Below are 21053 nucleotides of genomic sequence, written 5' to 3' on the forward strand. Positions count from 1 at the left end.
AACGTAGCTCAATCCCTAGTATCTAGTATTAAAGGTGCTTCGATAAATGCTTTGACTATACACAAAGTAATAGTTATAGTTCTTAAGTTTATTAGTCGCTGTGCATTATTCTTCCACCGAAGGGATAAGAAAGCTGTTAACACTTTTAAAATGGTTGACATAAACTGCCTCAAAATTTGCTGACCCACAAAGACTCCCATCGCTAGTAGTACTTATGTCATTTTCTTCTATTGTGCGTGCCTTAGGCCGATCGTCGCTCACTACTGAATTTATTTCTAAGCTGAATCGACAACAAGAATTGCGGTTAAATGGCATTTCCCGGCTGCCCAAAACTCTAGTAGCTTCAGCATTAGCGCAAGCTCAGAGTAAGGATTTGTTCGTGGTTTGTGCCACTCTGGAGGAAGCTGGACGTGTTTACGCACAACTGGAGGCAATGGGATGGCAAACAGTACATTTTTACCCCACCTCCGAGGCTTCTCCCTACGAACCTTTTGACCCGGAAACTGAGATGAGTTGGGGGCAAATGCAGGTATTGGCAGATTTACTCAAAAATCAAGAGTCATTAGTCATTAGTCAGTTGTCATTAGAAACAAACCAAGAACAAATGACAAAGGACAAGGGACAAAGGACAAATTTAGCGATTGTGGCTACTCAAGGGGCGCTGCAACCTCATTTACCACCACCAGCAGCTTTTCAACAATTCTGTCTTACCTTGAAAAAAGGGATGGAATTAGACCTGAATAGCTTCAGTGAGAAAATAACTATTTTGGGGTACGAAAGAGTGCCTTTGGTGGAAATGGAAGGACAATGGAGCCGACGGGGCGATATTGTAGATGTATTCCCGGTTTCCTCTGAGTTTCCAGTCCGGTTGGAATGGTTTGGCGATGAAATCGAGCAAATGCGGGAATTTGACCCCACAACCCAACGTTCCGCCCTCGACAAAGTTGATCAGATAATTCTTACCCCCACTAGCTTTACTCCTGTGGTCATGGCAGCACTGAAAAATAGTGCTGAGTTCGCAGTGCTGAGTGCTGAGTCAGAATTTAACTCAGCACCCAACACTCAGCACTCATCGCTGATTGAAGGTAGTCGGCGTTTTTTGGGGTTAGCATTTGAGCAACCAGCATCTCTGCTAAACTACTTAGCAGAAAATACCTTGATTGCCATTGATGAGCCAGAACAGTGTCATGCTCATAGCGATCGCTGGGTAGAAAATGCCCAGGAACAATGGGGAATGGGGAATGGGGTAGATTCTTCCCCTACTCCCCATTCATTGCCGAAAATCCACCGTTCATTTGATGACTGTCTGGCTGATGTTGCCAAATTTAAAACATTATATTTATCTGAACTGTCAGAGGAAAATAGCGGGATCAATCTTGCCAGCCGTCCTGTTCCAGCTACGCCACATCAGTTTGCTAAACTAGCTGAAACCATCCGCCAAGAACGCGATCGCAATTTCTCAATCTGGCTGCTTTCTGCTCAACCTTCCCGTTCTGTCTCACTGTTGCAAGAACATGATTGTCCGGCTCAGTTTATCCCCAATCCCCGCGATTACCAAGCGATCGATAAGCTGCAAATCAACCATATTCCCATAGCCCTCAAATATTCTGGGCTTGCCGAACTCGAAGGTTTTATCCTGCCTACGTACCGAATAGTAATCGTTACAGATCGGGAATTTTTTGGGCAGCATTCCTTGGCGACTCCCGGCTATATCCGCAAGCGCCACAAAGCTACCTCTAAACAAGTCGATCCCAATAAACTACGTCCAGGTGATTATGTAGTTCACAGAAATCATGGTGTTGGTAAATTTGTCAAGCTGGAAAGTTTGACGATTAATGACGAAACCCGTGATTATTTGGTAGTGCAATATGCTGACGGCTTACTTAGAGTTGCAGCCGATCAAGTAGGGGCTTTATCGCGGTTCCGCGCCGGAGGTGATAAAGCACCGGAACTCAACAGGATGACCGGTAAAGCTTGGGAAAATACTAAGAATAAAGTCCGCAAAGCGATTAAAAAATTGGCGGTGGACTTGTTGAAACTGTATGCAGCGCGATCACAACAACAAGGTTTTAGCTTCCCAGGTGATATGCCTTGGCAAGAGGAATTGGAAGATTCTTTCCCCTACCAACCCACGACGGATCAGCTTAAAGCTGTGCAAGATGTAAAACGCGACATGGAAAGCGATCGCCCAATGGATCGCTTAGTTTGTGGCGATGTCGGTTTTGGAAAGACGGAAGTGGCGATTCGTGCTGTTTTTAAAGCAGTCACCGCCGGTAAACAAGTGGCACTCCTTGCGCCAACGACAATTTTAACACAGCAGCATTACCATACACTCAAAGAACGTTTTGCTCCCTACCCGGTAAATGTCGGTTTGCTCAACCGTTTCCGTTCGGCTGAAGAACGCCGCGAGATTCAAAAGCGATTGGCAACGGGTGAATTAGATGTAGTAGTTGGTACACACCAACTTTTAGGTAAAGGTGTGACATTCAAAGATTTAGGGCTGTTGGTAGTAGATGAAGAACAGCGATTTGGGGTGAACCAAAAAGAGAAAATTAAAAGCTTGAAAACTCAAGTGGACGTGCTTACCCTCTCCGCTACTCCCATTCCCCGAACTTTGTATATGTCCTTGTCGGGAATTCGGGAAATGAGTTTGATTACCACACCACCCCCAACGAGACGACCAATTAAAACTCATCTTTCACCGATAAATTCCGAAAGTATCCGCACTGCAATTCGTCAAGAATTAGACAGAGGTGGACAGGTATTTTATGTAGTTCCACGAGTAGACGGCATTGAAGAGACAACAGCCAATTTACGAGAAGTAATACCGGGAGCTAGGTTTGCGATCGCTCACGGTCAAATGGATGAAAGCGAGTTAGAATCAACCATGCTCACTTTCAGCAATGGCGATGCAGATATCCTGGTTTGTACAACAATTATTGAATCTGGCTTAGATATTCCGCGAGTCAACACGATTTTGATTGAAGATGCTCACCGCTTTGGATTAGCACAGTTGTATCAATTACGCGGTCGTGTGGGACGTGCAGGTATCCAAGCTCATGCTTGGTTATTTTATCCGAAGCAACGGGCATTATCTGACGCAGCACGGCAACGATTACGAGCGATTCAGGAATTTACTCAGTTAGGTTCTGGGTATCAACTAGCGATGCGCGACATGGAAATCAGAGGCGTGGGTAACTTGCTAGGTGCTGAACAATCCGGTCAAATGGATGCCATCGGCTTTGATTTATACATGGAAATGCTGGAAGAAGCAATTCGGGAAATCCGAGGACAAGAAATTCCAAAAGTGGAGGATACCCAAATTGATCTCAACCTGACGGCATTTATCCCAGCAGATTACATTACCGATTTGGATCAAAAGATGAGTGCTTACCGAGCGGTAGCTACAGCCAAATCTAAATCAGAATTAAAGCTAATTGCAGCCGAGTGGAGCGATCGCTATGGTACTTTACCAATCCCTGCAAATCAACTTTTGCGAGTCATGGAACTCAAACAGCTAGCGAAAAAACTCGGATTTAGCCGCATTAAACCAGAACAAAAGCAGCACGTCGTTTTAGAAACGCCAATGGAGGAACCAGCTTGGAATTTGTTAGCGGCGAATTTACCAGACAATCTCAAGACGCGGTTTGTGTATTCTCCAGGGAAAGTGACAGTGCGTGGGTTAGGAGTTTTTAAAGCAGATCAACAATTGCAAAATTTGATTGATGCTTTTGGGAGAATGCAAGGTGCAATTCCAGAGGCAGCTAGTGTTTGATTGGGATAAAGAGATAGTCATCAAGTGAAAATATATCTCAGACTTACTGAGAAGTATTTTAGAGTAAAATAAGGTGTTCAAAGCATGGACAATGACGAGCAGTTGAAAAGAGTGGAAACATGGAAACTACAACTAAAAAGCAAGCGTTAATCAAGGCTATTAATGAACAATTAGAACTGGCTTATGAGGATACATTGCAAGAGATTTTATCACTGTTAAAAATCCGTAAGCAGGAAGATGAGTCCGACGAAATAGACTTTGAGGAGGGGTTAAAAGATATCGCAGAAAATGATACTTTAACTTGGTCAGAACATCAGCAAAAAACTGCATGAGCTACGGAGTATAAATTTCCAAAAGTGCATCTAAACAACTCAAAAAATTACCAGTAGATATTCAAGAAAGGCTAGAGAGCAAAATTCAACAATTAGCTCTTGATCCTCGCCCTGATGGTATCGGCAAATTAAAAAATGGTGAAAATCGTTATCGTATAAGGGTAGGAGATTATCGGATTTTGTATCATATTTATGATGATGTCCTAGTCGTAACTGTTGTCAGAGTAGGGCATCGTAGAGAAGTTTATAAAGATGATTGACGCTTGAGCAGGCAATAATTTCATACCCAGCCCTTTGAGTCTAGTTAGTAGAATTAAAGGAAATACCAACCCAACTTCAACTCATGATAAAAACTATCGAAGGCATTTATCAGGATGGACAAATTCACCTCACCCAGCTACCGCAAGATATTAGCGATCGCTCCCAAGTCCTCGTTACCTTTCTAGATCCTGGCAAAATCGACCCTACCAAATTACGCCAATTGAGGAACCCACTTGGAATCTGTGAACAAGATGCGGAAGAACTAGAAGATGAACGCCGTTGGGATGAAGCTTTTGCCCGTTCTCCAGATATGCTTACCAAACTTGCAACTGAGGCAATGGCTGAATACCGTGCAGGTAAAACCCAGGAGTTAGATTCAGATACATTGTGAAGTCACGTATAACCGCTCAGTTTCGTCAAGGGTTTGCTGATAACTGAGACTTCTGAACGGGAAGGCGTTAGTCTCAACCACTATATTGTGTCTTTGCTGAGTGCGGTAACATAATTAGCAGCAAAGTAATCTTAGTAAAATTCCATATTCTTTATAAATATTCAAAAAAGACTTCAGGTACTAATTTGAATTCTCCTGATTTCAAGCGAGAGATATCTATCCATAACGCTTTATGTTTATGATGTGGTGATTCTGAAAAAATTAAACTTTCCAGTTGATAAAATTTAGGATCAACAAAGTCACATTGATAAAGCTGAATAATTTCATGACCTTGCCTGCCATTAAATATAAACAGGTTCTCTATACAACCGAGATATTTAATATTCGTTAAGTCTGCCTGAATTTCCTCTTGAAACTCCCGTTCTAAGGCGGCGCGGCTGGTTTCGCCAAATTCAACACCACCGCCTAAAGCCCGATAAAATCTTTCTTGTTTTGCGGGATCGTAGCCTTCAGAAAGAAATATGCGTTCGCCATTCCGAATTAGCCCCAAAGCGATTACCCGAATTTCACCTGCTTTATTCATTTTTGTAACTAATTATCGTAGATAGACTGAGGACGACTTTCACTGTCCTCAACAGGCCAATCGGGATTTTCGCCACCGATGTACAATTCTTCAATGGTGACATATTCCTGACTTAGCTGTGTGAGGGCGTTGATTAAAATATCCAATGCGATCGCATCACTGGTTCCTAAGTCAAACCAACAACGCCCCCACTGTCCCTCATATTCAAACTCACCAATGTTGTGCATCAGTGCTAGTAGACTTTTGTCATAGCCTTGTTCATCATAATTCATGTAGCTGATATCGAGTCCAGTGTCCTGCACCTGAAGATTCTCTGCATTAAATGCACCCAATTTACCTAGATAAAACCAGGAATTGAAAACTTCTTCTACATACTGCTTTTCACGCGCAGAAGGATTTGTGCTGAATTTTAGCCAAATCCACACATCAAAAGGATTAATTTCGCGAAACTGAATATCCATTTTGGTCTAATATCTCAATTAATGTTCTGCAAATAAGCATATCAAAGTAGAGCATAGGGAATGGGAAGTAGGGAAATGAGGGAGAATAACTAATGCCCAATTACCCAGGACTTTTAAGGCTAATAGCATTTTTGCGTTCACTCTCAATTTGTTTGACTAAATCGCCTGGGAGTTGGGATTTTTTAGTCAGTGCTTTGTCAAAATTTGCGATCGCTTCCTGGATTATCTGCTGGCTTTTTTCTTTTTGCCCCAATTCTTTCAGGATTTGGGCTTTGAGATAATAAATTTCTGGATTATCGGATGTGGTTTTAATTGCTCGGTTGACATACTCTAGTGCTTGTGGATACCTTTTTAAATCCCGGTAAGCAAGAGCAACACCCCGATCTACTAGATACTGGGGAGCAGCATTTTGTTCTAAACGTCGAATTGCCTGATCTGGGCTAGCAAAAGGCAAATTAACCGCCAATAATAAATCCATATAACCCTTGATTAAATTCAGTTCTGGATCGTTGGCAGAAATTGCCTCGGCTTTATCTAAATATTCATAAACTTGTCGCAACCGACTAAATGCTTGCGGTACACCCTTGACTGTACCCTCACGGGTGATAACTACTGCACCCTCCAAAAAATGACCAACAGCAGTGTATAAATTACCACGCAACGGATCGCTAGAAATCAGTTTTTGTCCAGTTTCTAGAGTTTTCTGGCTGTAGGTATCGAGTTTAGCCCAATCCTTATTTCCGTATGCTAAAGATGCCTTTATGGCATAAGCTAGAGGTTCGTTTGGCTCTTTGGATATTGCTTGTTGTAGATAACGATCTGCTGCTGGATAATTACCTTGTTGGAAAATCGCTTTAAAAGCTGCTTCTGTTTGGTCGCCAATTTGATGAGGTTCGCGATCGCGAAAGGGATCGCCAGCTAGAGAAGGACTTACCCAAAAATTAAATGCGATTGCCCAAGGGGCAACGCCAAAGGCGATCGCCGCTGCAAAAGCAGTCTGAACAAGGGTAGTGAGTTGAGCAGACACTATTAATCTAGGAGAAGAACACCTTTTAGTCATTTTAACCCTCAGAATAATTGCGGTTGAAATAGTTGTATGTGTTACTTAGAATACAAAAAATGGTTAAGTTTAATTTTACTTTTTTACTCAGCACAGGTTAAACGCCCCACTAGCGCTAACCTTACTCAGCACTGTTTCAGAGTGAGTCTGCCACAATAGAGAAAATGTAAATGATTCTTGCTGCGATATTAAGGTGTTAAGGCAGATAATTCGCGATAAATTTTTCCAGAATTTTCTAGATACTCTCAGTGTAGTTAATCAGTAATTTGCTGACTTTTTGGTAATCTTAACAAATGCTCTATCTCCGAAATGTAAATTATCATCCTACAGCGTGCCCAACAGCGATTCTCAAATCGATCAACTTGGAATTAGCACCCCAGCAGCTAGGTTTGATTATTGGCCCAAGTGGTTCAGGTAAAAGTACCTTACTAGAAATTTTGTCGGGACTAGCCGAACCCACAACTGGCGCACTCTTTTGGCGGGAACAAGAACTAATAGCCGAACAGCTACAACAATTGGCTGGGTTGGTATTTCAGTTTCCAGAGCGGCACTTTTGCGGCGGTTCGATTTTAGAAGAATTGCGTTTAGGACATCCTGAGTTAGGGTCAGAACGAGTCAGACAAGCGTTGAGTGAGGTGGGATTAGAGCATTTATCGCTTTCCGTTGCCCCTCATGCTTTGAGTGGCGGACAGCAACGACGTTTAGCTTTGGCAGTGCAATTGATTCGCCAGCCAAATTTACTGTTATTAGATGAACCCACAGCTGGCTTAGATTGGTCAATGCGTCGGCAACTGGTAAATTTATTAGCGAAACTGAAACAAGATTGGACACTGTTGATAGTGACACACGATGCTGGGGATTTGCTAGCGATCGCAGACCGATGCTGGACACTCAACCACGGTGAACTAGAATCAGTAGACCCAAAAACACTAGCAGCCAAAGCTAAAGAACCTTTACCAACAGTATGAAAGAGGGAGTAGGGAGTGGGGAGTGGAGGAAGAAAGAATAAATGCCCCATGCTCAATGACTAATAACCAATGACTAATGACTAATGACTAATGACAAACTTATTGCCTGAGATGGCAGAAATCTGGCAGCAAACTCTCAATTGGCAACCAACTGTCCAACAGCAAGCGCAATTTCAAAAGCTTTATGAGTTAATTCTAGAAGGTAATCGCCAACTAAATTTAACTCGCATCACTGATCCCCAAGAATTTTGGGAAAAACATCTCTGGGATTCTCTGCGAGGAATTGCACCCCTGTTATCAGCAAATTTCTTTACTGCTTCCCCCACTCTCATTGATATTGGAACAGGCGCAGGTTTTCCAGGTATTCCAGTGACAATTACTGTACCTAATTCCACAATTACTCTTCTCGATTCCACTGGAAAAAAAATTGCTTTTATCGACAATATATTAACTGAACTTGCCCTTGGCAATGCTAAAACTCTGGTTGGTAGAGCTGAAGAAATCGGTCATTATCCCCAGCATCGATTAGCTTACGATATTGCATTGATTCGTGCTGTCGGTGCAGCCTCGGTCTGTGCAGAATATACTCTACCACTGCTCAAACAGGGAGGTTTAGCCATAATTTATCGCGGTAATTGGACAGAAGATGAAACAACTGCTTTGCAGAATGCTGTGAAGCAGTTGGGTGGCGTGATTGAATCAATCGAACAATTTACAACACCCCTGAGTCACAGCATCCGCCATTGTGTCTATTTGCGTAAGGTAGCCACCACACCAGTTCAGTTTCCCCGTGCTATTGGTGTACCTACCCAAAAGCCTCTTTAACTAATTCGTAATTATAAAGCAATACAGTTCAGACAAGACCAAAACACTTGTAGAGAGGGCGATTTATCGCGTCTCGAAAACACAAATTATTTGGACAGGAGCGGAAGATCAAGTTTTTATTTTTCTCTCTCTTCCTGCTTTTCTCCTTGTCTCAATGTTTAAGCAAATTTACTTGCGGCTGCAAACCGCTTGTTAATCTCATCCCAATTAACCACGTTCCACCAAGCATCTAAATAATCGGCGCGGCGATTCTGGTAATTGAGATAATAGGCGTGTTCCCATACGTCATTACCCAGGATAGGATATTTGCCTTCACTTAAAGGACTATCTTGATTAGCTGTAGTTGTCACTTCCAACTTGCCATCTTTGTTACGCACTAGCCAAACCCAACCACTACCAAAACGACCAGCGCCAGCTTCGTTAAACTGTTTTTTGAAAGCTGCAAAAGAGCCAAAGTTTTTATTAATAGCAGAGGCTATATCTCCCGTTGGTTCTCCCCCACCTTTTGGCTTCATAATTTTCCAGAACATTGAGTGGTTGACATGACCACCCCCATTATTACGTACTGTTTTGCGAATATCTTGTGGTACTTTGTCAAGTTTTTGCAACAGTTCTTCAACAGTTTTACCCTTGAGTTCTGGGTGTTTGTCTAAGGCTGCATTCAGGTTTTTCACATAGGTTGCGTGGTGTTTATCGTGGTGAAACTGCATTGTTTTGGCATCGATGTGCGGTTCCAGTGCTTCGTAGGCGTAAGCTAAAGAGGGCAGTTGGATAGCACCTGTTGTATTTGGTGTTGCGTCGGGAGTTACAGTATTACCCTCAGAAGATTTTTCTGCTAATGCACAAGCATCTAATGCAAAAGCACCCGCACCTACTGTGAATATGAACAAGAAATGGCGTCGATTAATAGTCATATAAGTTTTTGCCGCGAATCGATTAAGTCTCTATTGCAGTTTTTATTTTCTTAGATTATGGCTACAAAAAAATTGGGGATTGGCGATTATTGCTGGCAGTATAAGAAACTTTTTTTAGACTTGTAATATTAAGTACTAATATTCAAAACGTTATGTATTTTTACTTAAACTATCTTTTTACAACTAATTATAGGTTCGCACCCAACCACCAAAAATAAACCCCGTCGCCACAAGAGGCGCTACGGGGTGTTAAGGGAATTATGGGGTATTGGGTGGTTAATCGAGTTCTTCGTATAGTCCAGCCTCTTTTAGCATGTCCTGTAGCTTGTGATATGTGGCTAGGGACGGGTGAGACATTGAGATAGGTTTAGGCTGTTGTTTACCCTCAACAGGATTTTTAGAGCGCTTCTCAGTACGTTGCCTGTGGCGGTTACGGTCTAATTCATCAATAACGCACTGAAAATATTTGTTCAACAGTTAGATTTAAATTTGGAAATGTTGGCGACTCTATACGGTCGTCTCCTCTAAACTGTTTACCACGATATTCACCCTCATCACTTAAAGAGTAAATTGTGATTGTTGGCTGTTTGGGGTCGCCTATCAATTCCTTGCTACCCAAAGCAGCATAATCCACAATCCAATATTCTTGAATACCCATTTCTTCATAATCGGCAAACTTTTTATGATAATCATCTCTCCAGTTAGTACTGACTACTTCAATCACTAATGGAATTGAAGCCGGTTTACTAAGGATAGATTGTTTCTCCCATAATGGTTCATTATCCAAGTTAGAAAAATTCATTAATAAAACATCAGGATAGTACCCTGACATTCTATTTTCTGGCTTCACTGTGGCGGTTTTAGGTATGCCGTAATAAAGTTTAAGGCGAAGACACTCATACCCTAACATCATTGTTAAAAATGCTATTATTTGCTCGTGTTTCCCTGATGGTGGCGGCATTTGAATAATATCTCCATCATGTAATTCATAACGAATGTTTTCCGGTTGTGTTTCTAAAAACTCAATATATTCATCAAATGTAAATAGTTTTTGTAGTGATTGAATCATTATTTCATCCTGATTATGGATATAAAAACTTCTCACTGCTGTAACCTGAAAATTAAGAGTTAACGGGGTATAGCGGCCAAAGGTGAAAGTAAATCGGCATGGACTAGCCAAGGTTCTTACTCAGCAAAAGATACAGCAAATTTTCGCTATTTGATTAACAAATGACCGCGATGGCTACGCCCGCCGCAGGCATCGCACCACGCAAGGTCAGAGTTACGGTCAAAACTTGGATTAATGGCGGTGTGGTGATGATTCTGGATGCGATCGCTAACCTATCCCTCGCCACCAAGTACAACAATCGCACACAAAACAATTATATTTTACACTCCGAAGCGCTTATAATATTCTGTCCCCAGTTTTGGGATCAAACACAAACAAGTAATTTAAATCTAGTTGTAGAGAAAGGCGATCGCCTGGACGCGGACGCACATCCCCACCTACCTGAATATTCAATACCACCGCCGAACCAGGTAAACCAGCACGAATCAAAGTTTCCCTTCCCAAAGGTTCCACCACCTTCACTTCCACAATCAGCTGACTCTCATTTCCTTCTTGGCGTTTTGGTGAATCAGCGCTGTAGGCGGGTTTCCCACCGTAGGCGACTGTGAACCCGGAGGGCGATTCGTTAATAAAAATATGCTCTGGACGAATCCCCAAATCAAAACTATATCCCTGACGCAAATTTAATTTTTCCTTCACATCCGCTGGAATTACTAATAACTGTCCACTGACATCAAAACCATTGTCTTGATAGATTGCAGGCAGAATATTCATTGGCGGACTGCCTAAAAAAGTTGCCACCATCTGATTAGCAGGACTTGCATAAATAGTTTGGGGATCGCCGATTTGTTGAATCCGTCCGCGATTTAGCACGACAATTTTATCAGCCAAAGTCATCGCTTCAACTTGATCGTGAGTGACGTAAATAGTTGTAATGCCTAATTCTTGATGTAACTGTTTCAATTCTGCCCTGGTATCATCGCGCAATTGGGCATCTAAATTAGATAAAGGTTCATCAAGTAAAAACACTTGGGGTTCACGAGCGATCGCTCTTCCTAATGCTACCCGTTGTTGTTGTCCCCCGGAAAGTTGTTTGGGCTTACGATCCAGCAGGTGATCCAGAGAAAGCGATCGCGCCACATTCATCACCCGTTCTTGAATGATTTTTCGGTCAACCTTCCGCATTTGCAAGCCAAAGCCGATGTTTTGGGCCACGCTCATGTGAGGATAGAGAGCGTAGTTTTGGAACACCATCGCCACATCCCGTTGTCTGGCGGGGATATTATTCACCAAGCGATCGCCAATAAAGAGTTTGCCAGATGTAGCGGTTTCTAAACCTGCGATCGTTCGCAAAATTGTAGACTTACCACAACCCGATGGCCCGACTAAAACCCAAAATTCGCCATCAGGAATTTCAAAGGTAATATCCTCAATAGCGGTGACATTGTTAAATCTACGCTTAATATCTTCTAGACGAACATTTGCCATTATCTAATTTAATATTTTCAGTTTGGAATCTGCGGCATTTTCAACTCAATATTAGGAGTTTTTACCCACCTCCTCTAATAAACTATGAGGCTGTTTTATATGTGTAGAAACTTTTTTTTCTTGTACAATTCTAATCAGAAATCTTAGAGCCTCATTGACCGTATCGGCATTGGGAAAAACCTCTGCTACGTCAGGTTCTAAACGAATTGTTGTTTCACCGAAGCTCTTTCGTTCAGGGCCGAGCTTTCTCACTCTTAGACTATTTAAGTCATACTCTGATCGCAGTTCGTCTTCCATTTCTGGCTTACCCTTTTTTATATGCTTCTCGCTCGGATCGCGTTACTTCTCTTGCGCTAATGAAACGAATCGAATTTCCTCTCTCCGTATACGAAATTATTAGTAAGCGTCCCCGACTTGACTCTCCAATAATAAGGTAACGCTCCTCAGCATCAGAGTGGTCTGGATCATAGAAGTCAACATAGAGCGGATCGTCGAAAACAGTTTTGGCTTCTTCAAAAGAAACCTGATGCTTTAAAAGATTTATTGTCGCTTTGTTTTCATCCCACTAAAACTTCATGAAATTATAATCATTTTTCTGGATTCTTCAACCAAGCAGGGTGAGAGAGTAAAGAAGCAAAGACTCGTACTCCCCGGAGTTGATTAGAGAGGGGTAAGTGACCTCTAGGGGCGCTCAAATCCCAGGTAAACTCGTTAGGGTATCGCGTCCAGGTATTACCTGCTTTCCAGCCAATTTTCGGCCAGAAATTCTCCCAATTTTTACCCAAACTCAACCAGATTTCTCGCTGCACTGAAAAACCAAATTTACCTTCCGAGTGGACTAACCAGAGGTTATTAATGGTTTGCAAGTCAACAGCCGAGGTCTTTGCTACCTCAGTAAAGTACAACCATTTTCGTTGTACAGCCGTTGGCCCTGATAGTTCACACATTTTTTCGATGGTGACGCGATCAGCTGCTTGAAAGTCTTGAGCAGCAAGTAGCTGTTGCAAAGAATTATAGTTAATCCCGCACTCTGATTTTAGAGGTACAATTCCCTCAGGAAAAGAGGAGCGCAGAAATTCTTGGACTTGAGGTGCATCAGAGTTATAGAGGACTTGGTAAGCTTTGCCATCAATCCAAGTTGCTGGGTTATCACGTCGTTTCAGTAAAAATTCCATCAACACGTCTAATCCCTCATTACCCAACTCAGCTAATTGTGGGATTATCTGTTGTTGGACTTTTTCAGACCCAGCGATTAACGGTCGTCGCAGGGAGTCGATGTCATTTGCCGGGTCTGATAAAATCATTGGGTCTGTCATGCCATTCTCGTTTTAGCGGTCAGTGAAAGAGCGGTAAGCTATTGGGCTTCTTTAAAGTGAAGCACTGATAGCGAAAAGTAGTTTACTATTTTTGATCGTACAAAATTGCGATCGCTTCACTGAATCCCACACTTAATCCCCAAATAATGTACAAGGGAAATAGGGGGAAAATCTGTGCCTTACGGCTTGGCGAACAAAAAACATAGCAAAATATACAAGTCTGCCACATAAAGATTTTTTGAATAGCAGCGTATCGATTAGGAGTGTGTGAACGATGTACGAAAAGATTACCCCCCCCGCAGCCGGAGCAAAAATCACCTTCAAAAATGGTGAACCAATCGTACCGGACAATCCAATTATCCCCTTTATTCGCGGCGACGGCACAGGTATAGACATCTGGCCTGCTACCCAAAAAGTTCTCGATACTGCGGTAGCCAAAGCATATAAGGGTCAGCGTCAAATTAGCTGGTTTAAGGTTTACGCTGGAGACGAAGCTTGTGATTTATACGGTACTTATCAGTATTTGCCTCAAGATACTCTCACGGCAATTGAAGAATATGGTGTAGCTATTAAAGGGCCTTTGACTACTCCCATTGGTGGGGGATTTCGTTCTTTAAATGTGGCGCTGCGACAAATTTTTGACTTATATGCCTGCGTGCGTCCTTGCCGTTATTATGCAGGTACGCCCTCACCCCACAAAAATCCCGAAAAGTTGGATGTAATTGTTTATCGGGAAAATACAGAAGATATATATTTAGGGATTGAGTGGCGACAAGGTAGCGAAATCGGCGATCGCTTAATTAAAATTCTCAATGAAGAACTAATCCCCGCTACCCCAGAACACGGGAAAAAACGTATTCCTCTTGATTCTGGCATTGGCATCAAACCCATCAGCAAAACTGGTTCCCAGCGCCTAGTTAGACGTGCTATTAAACACGCTTTGCTATTGCCAAAAAATAAGCGACAAGTGACTTTGGTGCATAAGGGCAACATCATGAAGTACACCGAAGGCGCTTTCCGCGACTGGGGTTATGAACTAGCAACCAGTGAATTTCGCCAAGAAACTGTTACAGAACGAGAATCTTGGATTTTGAGTAACAAAGAGAAAAATCCCAATATTTCCTTAGAAGAAAACGCCCACGAGATTGATCCTGGGTTTGATAGTCTCACCGAAGAGAAGAAAGCGCAAATTGTCAAGGAAGTTGAAACTGTTCTTAACACAATTTGGTCAACCCACGGCGACGGTAAATGGAAAGAGAAAGTTTTGGTGAATGACCGGATTGCTGACAGTATTTTTCAACAAATCCAAACCAGACCGGATGAGTATTCGATTTTGGCGACGATGAACTTGAACGGCGATTACTTGTCTGATGCTGCTGCTGCTATTGTTGGGGGATTGGGAATGGGGCCAGGGGCAAATATTGGCGATTCTAGTGCGATATTTGAGGCTACCCACGGCACTGCACCCAAACACGCCGGATTGGATCGGATTAATCCTGGTTCAGTGATTTTATCTGGTGTGATGATGCTGGAATTTTTGGGTTGGCAAGAAGCCGCAGACCTAATTAAGAAAGGTTTAAGCGATGCGATCGCAAATAGTCAAGTCACTTACGATTTAGCCCGATTGCTAGAACCGCCAGTTGAACCCTTAAAATGTTCTGAATTTGCCGACGCGATTGTTCAGCATTTTGGTTAAGTCTACTAGTAGTCTGTCAAATTTATTTTGACGGTTAGAGAGACGCGATAAATCGCCGTCTCTACAGGTAATTCATCCCTCAATTCTTTCTTGACGGACTACTAGGGCTAATTAGTCGAGTAAAAAGACCTCTCTCTGGTTTTACTACGCAAAATCTTTCCCTCTCCGAGTCGGAGAGGGAAAGACTTGAATTTTAATTTAAGGCAGGGAGAGGTTCGTCGAACTCACACTACTTGCTTTAGCTGTGATTTTGCTAAATGATGAGGTGCGATCGCTCCATTCTCTGTAATGATGGCTGTAATCAACTCAGCTGGAGTCACATCAAAAGCTGGGTTGTAAAAATCTACACCCGCAGGTGTCAGAATAGTATCGCCAACTTGATAAATTTCTGTTGGTTCACGTTCTTCAATGGGAATTTTGCTACCATCGGTTAATTCAAAATCGACGGTAGAAAGGGGTGCAGCGACAAAGAAAGGGATATTATGAGCTTTAGCTGCGATCGCCACACTATAAGTACCAATTTTATTAGCAGTGTCGCCATTAGCGGCAATTCGGTCAGCACCCACAACTACAGCATGAATCAAACCCTGTTTCATGCAATGGGCTGCCATATTATCAGTAATTAATGTCACAGGAATACCTTCTTGCACACATTCCCAAGTGGTGAGTTTTGCACCTTGTAAGCGGGGACGGGTTTCGTCGGCAAATAGACGTTCTAAACGTCCTTCCCTCCAAGCGGAACGTACAACACCTAAAGCAGTGCCATATCCAGCAGTAGCTAGCGCCCCAGCGTTGCAGTGAGTAAGGATCGTCAGCTTTTCTGGGGTAGTAGGCAACACTGTCAAACCATTGTCGCCGATCGCTTGACAGGTTTGCAAATCTTCAATATTAATTGCTTGGGCAGTTTGCAAAAGTGTTTGCTTAATCTCTTCTACTGTTCCCAGGGTTTCTTTGGCGGCTTTGATCATCCGGCTAATTGCCCAAAATAAATTTACCGCCGTTGGACGAGTAGAACGCAACAACTGGGCTACTCGATCTAAGTGTTGCAAAAATTCGGTGCGATCGCTAGTCTCAATTTCCCTCGCGCCAAGATACATACCATAACCAGCAGCCACACCAATTGCCGGCGCACCTCGGACAATCATCGTTTTAATCGCCCGCGCCATATCTTCACTGCGGTGAATTTCCACAAAGGTATATTCGTTAGGTAAGCGCGTTTGGTCAATTAGTGACACCGAATCGTTGTGCCAAATAACGGGATAAACCTGGTTTGTGGAAAGTGTCACGTTGCTTTGCTCCGAATTAAAAATTAAAAATTAAAAATTAATTATCCCTATAAATAAATTTAGGGGCAAGTAAACAGACTTCGTATTTTGAGTCATACGTCTTAAAATACAGCGTCCTTGTTAAATTTCCCTTTGGCTGACGCTTACGGAACGCCTAAATTTATTTATGGGGATTTCTCCTGACTTCTTAAGCAACCTGTTTGAGTTGTACCTTTAGTCCGTTTTCTGGACGTAAGGTAATTGAAGGCTGTGGCACGATTGGGTATCCTGGTACTAAATCCATTTGGAAACTTTGAGCGATAGTTGCTAATAATAAAGCCGCTTCCATCTGAGCAAAACCTTTACCAATACAAATTCTTGGCCCATCTCCAAAGGGAAAATATACTCCTTTCGGTAGTTGCTTTTCAAATTCCTGTGTCCATCTTTCTGGTTGAAAAGCTTCAGGATTCTCAAAATACTTGGGATGACGGTGCATTACCCATTGGCTAATCATGATTGCCATACCTTGGGGAATTTCATAATCACCAATCTGCGTATCTACTGCTGCTTCTCGCCCCATCAGAGGTACTGGAGGATATAACCGCATTGATTCTTTGATAATTTGCTGTGTATAAACTAACTGTCCAAGGTTTTCCAGTATTGGTAATTTTCCTTGCAGGACTTGATTTAACTCTGATTGTAATTTTTCACGCACTTCGGGATTTTGCGCCAAGAGCAACCACGTCCAGGATAAAGTATTTGCAGTAGTTTCATGCCCTGCCAACATTAAAGTAGCGACTTCATCCCGCAGCAATTTATCATCCATCTGCTGAAGAGTTTGTTCGTCTTTTGCTTCCATTAACATTGTCAACAAATCATTGCTTTTTTCTGCACTATTGCGACGTTCTTGAATCAGTTTATAAATAGCTTCATCCATTTGGGCAATAGCGTTACGATAACGGATATTTTCAGGTCTGGGAAACCACTCCAACACCAGAAAATTCTGCCGCCGCTTACTTTCAAACCACTGCATTGCTATATCTAGTGCATTGGCAACAACTTTGGCTTCTCCTGCATTTACATCTGAGCTAAATATGCACTTCATAACTATTTGCAGGGTTAGGTGCATCATATCTTGATGAACATCATGAGTTTCACCATCGTGCCAACTTTGAAGCATTTGGTTGGTGTAATCTACCATGATTTGGCTATAGGCATTAATCCGTTTTTGGTGAAATACTGGTTGGGCAAGACGACGCTGCCAAAACCAGGATTCTCCTTCTGCACTTAACAAGCCTTCTCCTAATAAGGTTTTTAAAGCTCGTAAGCCTCGGCTTTTAATAAAATTGTTGCGATTTTTGAGAACTTCTTCTATGTATTCAGGATTAGTTATTAAACAACTAGATGTTAACCCTAACTGTAAAGGAACAATGTCACCATAGTCACGACAGCGAGTCAGAAATTTTAATGGGTCTTGTCCAAGTTCAAGTAGATGTCCAACTATTGAGTTAGCAGACGGTGCTGGTAACTCGAATACATCAGCAGCCATAGCAAAAAACCTCTAGTTTGGTGTATGTTTAATAACATTAATTAAATCAGTTTCATTATGCAAGCAATTTAATTAAGTTCTTTTATAGCGGTTCCCGATCTGGTGAGGTACGTTTTAAAAGCTACTAAACAACATTGACGTGTACCTCATTAGACTAGGAAACGCTATACCTACTATAGACACTGGTGAAACCCTGCATACCAAAAAGATTTCCAAATGGGTCCCACATTTGACAAATTGCTTGCTGTCCCTCAATTATCAAAGGGCCTCGATAAAGCCTAGCACCATGCTTTTGGGCATAATCTAATGCTTGCTCAAAGTTGTCTACACGCCAATAAGCTACTTGACCTGCATTCCCCGGACGCATTTTTTCATCTGCTACATGGAAAAACATTTCAACGCCGCCAACATCAATCGACGCTCCCCGTATTTCATTTTCTACATAAAAGTAATTTATTGGTATATTTAAAAGCTCGCCATACCATTGAGCCGATGCAACAACATCATTTACGAAAAAAAATATAGCTTGAACGCCCTTGAACATATACTACTTAGCTTATCTTCATCTGTTGAAGTACCCCAAAATATAGCCTACTTGTTTAGCAATCAAAGTTGAAAAACAAAGGTCTGTCCGGGCTGCTGCCAAAGACGTAAAGCCTTGAGAAATACTGTCACCAAGTTGTAAAGAGTTTCATAGGTTTTTCTAAATTTGATCCGATCGCCCACACCTGAGTCACAAGTGTGGACGATTCATTTTACAAAGAATTAGCTAAACCACAGCCGATACTTGCTGCTTAAAGAAAGCTTGCAAAACTCTCTCTGCTATTTGATGGCTAGTTAAACCTAGTTCTGCCTTTGATTCATTGGGTTCAGCATGATCTACCAATACGTCTGGTACACCAAATCGCTTGACAGGAACGAGAATATCTGCATCTAGCAAAGCTTCAGCGATCGCACTACCAAAGCCACCCATCACACAGCCTTCTTCTAAGGTGATAACACGGCCGATTTTCTTAGCTAAAGGCAAAATCAACTCGGTATCCAAAGGCTTAACGAAACGGGCATTAATTACAGTTGCTTCAATGCCATGTTCGCTAAGAATTTCCGCAGCCTGCATTCCTGGATAGACCATTGTGCCATAAGCAACAATTAACACATCATCGCCTGTACGCAGAATTTCGCCTTTGCCGATTTCCAAAGGTTCCCAACCTTCTTCCATCAAGGGAACGCCGTAACCATTGCCACGCGGATAACGCATTGCGATGGGGCCACTGGTATGGTTAACACCAGTTACTACCATGCTTTGCAGTTCTGCTTCGTCTTTGGGTGCCATGATTACGATGTTGGGAATGCAACGCAGATAGGCAATGTCATACATACCTTGGTGGGTGGGACCATCCGATCCGACGATTCCTGCCCGATCCAAGCAGAAGAATACTGGCAGGTTTTGGATGCAGACATCATGAATGATCTGGTCGTAAGCGCGTTGTAGGAAGGTGGAATAAATAGCTGCAACGGGGCGCATCCCTTCAGTTGCAAGTCCTGCTGCTAGAGTAATCGCGTGTTGTTCCGCAATGCCGACATCAATATATTGATTGGGTAGTTTTGCCTGAAGTTTATCTAAGCCTGTCCCCGTTGCCATCGCCGCAGTAATGCCGACGATTTTCGGGTTTTGTTCGGCAAGTTTCACTAAAGTGTGAGAAAAGACTTTGGCATAAGCCGGGGGTTTGGGTTTATTAGAAGGAATGGCTTTGCCTGTTGCTACGTTGAAGGGGCTTTGGGCGTGGTAGCCAACTTGATCTAGTTCGGCAATTTCATAGCCTTTGCCTTTGACTGTTGCGACGTGTACCAAAACTGGGCCTGGTATCTGATGTGCCTGTTGGAAGGTGGTAATCAATTCTTCGAGATTATGTCCATCCACCGGCCCAATGTAGGTAAAGCCGAGTTCTTCAAAAACTGCACCTACCTTAGGAACAGCCAAACGTTTCATACCTTCTTTGATGCGTCCGAGTTCGGGAGACAGGGATTCACCCACAAAGGGAATTTGTTTAAACTGTTCTTCAAGATTATCTTTAATAAATTGCACCGGTTGGCTGAGGCGCATTTTGTTGAGATAGCGGGGAATCGCGCCGACGTTGCGAGATATGGACATGTCGTTGTCGTTGAGAACAACCAACAGGTTAGTTTTCGGCATGTGTCCGGCATGGTTGATGGCTTCTAAAGCCATACCGCCAGTTAGCGCCCCATCGCCTATCACGGCAACGGCTTTAAATTTTTCCCCTTTCAAGTCTCGCGCTAAAGCCATACCCAATGCTGCGGAAATACTTGTAGAAGCGTGTCCAGCCCCAAAGTGGTCAAACTTGTTTTCACCGCGTTTGAGATAACCTGCAACTCCGTCCTTTTGTCTGAGAGTGTGGAAGCGATCGTAACGTCCGGTAAGCAGTTTGTGGGGATAAGCTTGATGTCCTACATCCCAAATCACTTTATCCCGATCTAAATCTAGTGTCTGATAAAGTCCTAGTGTCAATTCGACAACACCCAACCCTGGCCCCAAGTGTCCACCATTAACTGCTACTGTTTGGAGATGCTTATCTCGAATCTGACGGGCAATCTGTTGTAGTTGGCGAACAGATAAACCGTGCAACTGATTAGGATGGGTGATTTCGCTCAGATGCATATTATAAGGTTTTCCTCTCTAAACTTCGAGTTTCGGTATTTTGATTTTCCCACGGTCGGGTTATCCACAGAATCAAACTCTTACATTGTTACTAAGTTGTAGTGGAAAGTATAACTTCGTAATTGATAATGGTGAAAAATTTGTTAACCATTAACAATTTGTCAAATTAGATTGCAATTAGTTAAAGTTATAACACATTTGTCAATAAGTAATGCTACTTAAAATTCCTTTGTAATCCGTATAGAAAAACAAGTTATTTAGAAGTAATTTGCGGAAGTTGCCTACGAAGATTACTCAATTTCACTTTTTTAAATTAGTAAAAAAGAAAGCTAAATATTTTATTTATAACTATATATTTAGCATATCTGCTGGTAAATATTTCATTATTGTTTCTTCTGTTTTGCGGTGACAGGAGCTAATTTT

20 protein-coding genes and 1 pseudogene are annotated in these 21053 nt (G+C 42.4%); 7 read left to right on the plus strand and 14 right to left on the minus strand.

What is annotated here, in order from left to right:
- Window positions 1-214: 214 nt before the first annotated feature.
- The 4 genes from mfd (at window position 215) to V7L31_RS32660 (ending at window position 4759) form a co-directional block, all read left to right on the plus strand.
- A complete protein-coding gene (gene mfd, locus V7L31_RS19360; protein ID WP_334697737.1) occupies window positions 215-3775 on the plus strand; it encodes a transcription-repair coupling factor in 3561 nt (1186 codons plus the stop codon).
- Between the two features lie 119 nt (window positions 3776-3894).
- On the plus strand, window positions 3895-4107 hold the full coding sequence (locus V7L31_RS19365) for a hypothetical protein (protein WP_334697738.1): 213 nt from the start codon (window positions 3895-3897) through the stop codon (window positions 4105-4107).
- A 14-nt stretch (window positions 4108-4121) separates the two neighbouring features.
- Window positions 4122-4367 carry a type II toxin-antitoxin system RelE family toxin gene (locus tag V7L31_RS19370; RefSeq protein WP_334697829.1) on the plus strand — a complete coding sequence of 82 codons (246 nt, stop codon included), beginning with the start codon at window positions 4122-4124 and terminating at the stop codon, window positions 4365-4367.
- A gap of 197 nt (window positions 4368-4564) precedes the next feature.
- On the plus strand, window positions 4565-4759 hold the full coding sequence (locus V7L31_RS32660) for a hypothetical protein (RefSeq protein ID WP_442944459.1): 195 nt from the start codon (window positions 4565-4567) through the stop codon (window positions 4757-4759).
- 151 nt (window positions 4760-4910) lie between these two features.
- Here the strand turns inward: V7L31_RS32660 and V7L31_RS19380 are convergent, their stop codons facing one another.
- From V7L31_RS19380 to V7L31_RS19390, 3 genes are all read right to left on the minus strand, one after another.
- Complete coding sequence (locus tag V7L31_RS19380; RefSeq protein ID WP_334697739.1) at window positions 4911-5342, minus strand: NUDIX hydrolase; 432 nt, start codon at window positions 5340-5342, stop codon at window positions 4911-4913.
- A gap of 8 nt (window positions 5343-5350) precedes the next feature.
- Window positions 5351-5803, minus strand: a complete 453-nt coding sequence (locus tag V7L31_RS19385) for a DUF3531 family protein (protein ID WP_334697740.1) — start codon at window positions 5801-5803, stop codon at window positions 5351-5353.
- Between the two features lie 100 nt (window positions 5804-5903).
- Window positions 5904-6863 (minus strand): Sll0314/Alr1548 family TPR repeat-containing protein, encoded by a 960-nt coding sequence (locus tag V7L31_RS19390; protein WP_334697741.1) that lies wholly within the window; start codon window positions 6861-6863, stop codon window positions 5904-5906.
- A gap of 293 nt (window positions 6864-7156) precedes the next feature.
- On the opposite strand from V7L31_RS19390, the gene V7L31_RS19395 reads away from it, so the two are divergent.
- A complete protein-coding gene (locus V7L31_RS19395) occupies window positions 7157-7831 on the plus strand; it encodes an ABC transporter ATP-binding protein (RefSeq protein WP_334697742.1) in 675 nt (224 codons plus the stop codon).
- Between the two features lie 90 nt (window positions 7832-7921).
- A complete protein-coding gene (gene rsmG, locus V7L31_RS19400; protein ID WP_334697743.1) occupies window positions 7922-8656 on the plus strand; it encodes a 16S rRNA (guanine(527)-N(7))-methyltransferase RsmG in 735 nt (244 codons plus the stop codon).
- Window positions 8657-8814: 158 nt separating this feature from the next.
- On the opposite strand, the gene V7L31_RS19405 is transcribed toward rsmG, so the two are convergent.
- From V7L31_RS19405 to V7L31_RS19435, 7 genes and pseudogenes are all read right to left on the minus strand, one after another.
- Complete coding sequence (locus V7L31_RS19405; protein WP_334697744.1) at window positions 8815-9570, minus strand: superoxide dismutase; 756 nt, start codon at window positions 9568-9570, stop codon at window positions 8815-8817.
- Between the two features lie 445 nt (window positions 9571-10015).
- Complete coding sequence (locus tag V7L31_RS19410; protein WP_334697745.1) at window positions 10016-10639, minus strand: Uma2 family endonuclease; 624 nt, start codon at window positions 10637-10639, stop codon at window positions 10016-10018.
- 154 nt (window positions 10640-10793) lie between these two features.
- Entirely contained in the window at window positions 10794-10943 is a 150-nt protein-coding gene (locus V7L31_RS19415; RefSeq protein WP_334697746.1) for a hypothetical protein, read from the minus strand.
- A 32-nt stretch (window positions 10944-10975) separates the two neighbouring features.
- Complete coding sequence (locus tag V7L31_RS19420) at window positions 10976-12127, minus strand: ABC transporter ATP-binding protein (RefSeq protein ID WP_334697747.1); 1152 nt, start codon at window positions 12125-12127, stop codon at window positions 10976-10978.
- A 51-nt stretch (window positions 12128-12178) separates the two neighbouring features.
- The gene (locus V7L31_RS19425; protein ID WP_334697748.1) at window positions 12179-12424 is read right to left on the minus strand and encodes a hypothetical protein; all 246 of its coding nucleotides are present in this window, start codon (window positions 12422-12424) and stop codon (window positions 12179-12181) included.
- Window positions 12425-12431: 7 nt separating this feature from the next.
- Window positions 12432-12680, minus strand: a pseudogene (locus V7L31_RS19430) (BrnT family toxin); the annotation flags it as partial.
- Between the two features lie 34 nt (window positions 12681-12714).
- A complete protein-coding gene (locus V7L31_RS19435; protein ID WP_334697749.1) occupies window positions 12715-13443 on the minus strand; it encodes a GUN4 domain-containing protein in 729 nt (242 codons plus the stop codon).
- Between the two features lie 274 nt (window positions 13444-13717).
- Between V7L31_RS19435 and V7L31_RS19440 the strand changes: the two genes are divergently transcribed.
- A complete protein-coding gene (locus V7L31_RS19440) occupies window positions 13718-15139 on the plus strand; it encodes an NADP-dependent isocitrate dehydrogenase (RefSeq protein ID WP_334697750.1) in 1422 nt (473 codons plus the stop codon).
- 224 nt (window positions 15140-15363) lie between these two features.
- Here the strand turns inward: V7L31_RS19440 and mtnA are convergent, their stop codons facing one another.
- The 4 genes from mtnA to dxs form a co-directional block, all read right to left on the minus strand.
- A complete protein-coding gene (mtnA, locus tag V7L31_RS19445; protein WP_334697751.1) occupies window positions 15364-16425 on the minus strand; it encodes an S-methyl-5-thioribose-1-phosphate isomerase in 1062 nt (353 codons plus the stop codon).
- A gap of 187 nt (window positions 16426-16612) precedes the next feature.
- Window positions 16613-17953 (minus strand): cytochrome P450, encoded by a 1341-nt coding sequence (locus V7L31_RS19450; RefSeq protein WP_334697752.1) that lies wholly within the window; start codon window positions 17951-17953, stop codon window positions 16613-16615.
- Between the two features lie 154 nt (window positions 17954-18107).
- Window positions 18108-18497: a VOC family protein gene (locus V7L31_RS19455; protein ID WP_334697753.1), complete on the minus strand. Its 390-nt coding sequence runs from the start codon at window positions 18495-18497 to the stop codon at window positions 18108-18110.
- Window positions 18498-18722: 225 nt separating this feature from the next.
- Window positions 18723-20630: a 1-deoxy-D-xylulose-5-phosphate synthase gene (dxs, locus tag V7L31_RS19460; protein WP_334697754.1), complete on the minus strand. Its 1908-nt coding sequence runs from the start codon at window positions 20628-20630 to the stop codon at window positions 18723-18725.
- Window positions 20631-21053: the final 423 nt, after the last annotated feature.

Origin of the sequence: Nostoc sp., from assembly GCF_036916655.1 — a bacterium.
Classification (GTDB): Bacteria; Cyanobacteriota; Cyanobacteriia; order Cyanobacteriales; family Nostocaceae; genus Nostoc.

Excerpts from the sequence above, each read along its gene's own strand:
- V7L31_RS19390 (WP_334697741.1), bottom strand. The coding sequence starts at position 6,863 with ATGACTAAAAGGTGTTCTTCTCCTAGATTAATAGTGTCTGCTCAACTC.
- V7L31_RS19455 (WP_334697753.1), bottom strand. The coding sequence starts at position 18,497 with ATGTTCAAGGGCGTTCAAGCTATATTTTTTTTCGTAAATGATGTTGTT.
- V7L31_RS19440 (WP_334697750.1), top strand. The coding sequence starts at position 13,718 with ATGTACGAAAAGATTACCCCCCCCGCAGCCGGAGCAAAAATCACCTTC.
- dxs (WP_334697754.1), bottom strand. The coding sequence starts at position 20,630 with ATGCATCTGAGCGAAATCACCCATCCTAATCAGTTGCACGGTTTATCT.
- V7L31_RS19405 (WP_334697744.1), bottom strand. The coding sequence starts at position 9,570 with ATGACTATTAATCGACGCCATTTCTTGTTCATATTCACAGTAGGTGCG.
- V7L31_RS19395 (WP_334697742.1), top strand. The coding sequence starts at position 7,157 with ATGCTCTATCTCCGAAATGTAAATTATCATCCTACAGCGTGCCCAACA.
- V7L31_RS19410 (WP_334697745.1), bottom strand. The coding sequence starts at position 10,639 with ATGATTCAATCACTACAAAAACTATTTACATTTGATGAATATATTGAG.
- V7L31_RS19435 (WP_334697749.1), bottom strand. The coding sequence starts at position 13,443 with ATGACAGACCCAATGATTTTATCAGACCCGGCAAATGACATCGACTCC.
- V7L31_RS19385 (WP_334697740.1), bottom strand. The coding sequence starts at position 5,803 with ATGGATATTCAGTTTCGCGAAATTAATCCTTTTGATGTGTGGATTTGG.
- rsmG (WP_334697743.1), top strand. The coding sequence starts at position 7,922 with ATGACAAACTTATTGCCTGAGATGGCAGAAATCTGGCAGCAAACTCTC.
- V7L31_RS19420 (WP_334697747.1), bottom strand. The coding sequence starts at position 12,127 with ATGGCAAATGTTCGTCTAGAAGATATTAAGCGTAGATTTAACAATGTC.
- V7L31_RS19425 (WP_334697748.1), bottom strand. The coding sequence starts at position 12,424 with ATGGAAGACGAACTGCGATCAGAGTATGACTTAAATAGTCTAAGAGTG.
- V7L31_RS19380 (WP_334697739.1), bottom strand. The coding sequence starts at position 5,342 with ATGAATAAAGCAGGTGAAATTCGGGTAATCGCTTTGGGGCTAATTCGG.
- V7L31_RS19450 (WP_334697752.1), bottom strand. The coding sequence starts at position 17,953 with ATGGCTGCTGATGTATTCGAGTTACCAGCACCGTCTGCTAACTCAATA.
- mfd (WP_334697737.1), top strand. The coding sequence starts at position 215 with ATGTCATTTTCTTCTATTGTGCGTGCCTTAGGCCGATCGTCGCTCACT.
- V7L31_RS19365 (WP_334697738.1), top strand. The coding sequence starts at position 3,895 with ATGGAAACTACAACTAAAAAGCAAGCGTTAATCAAGGCTATTAATGAA.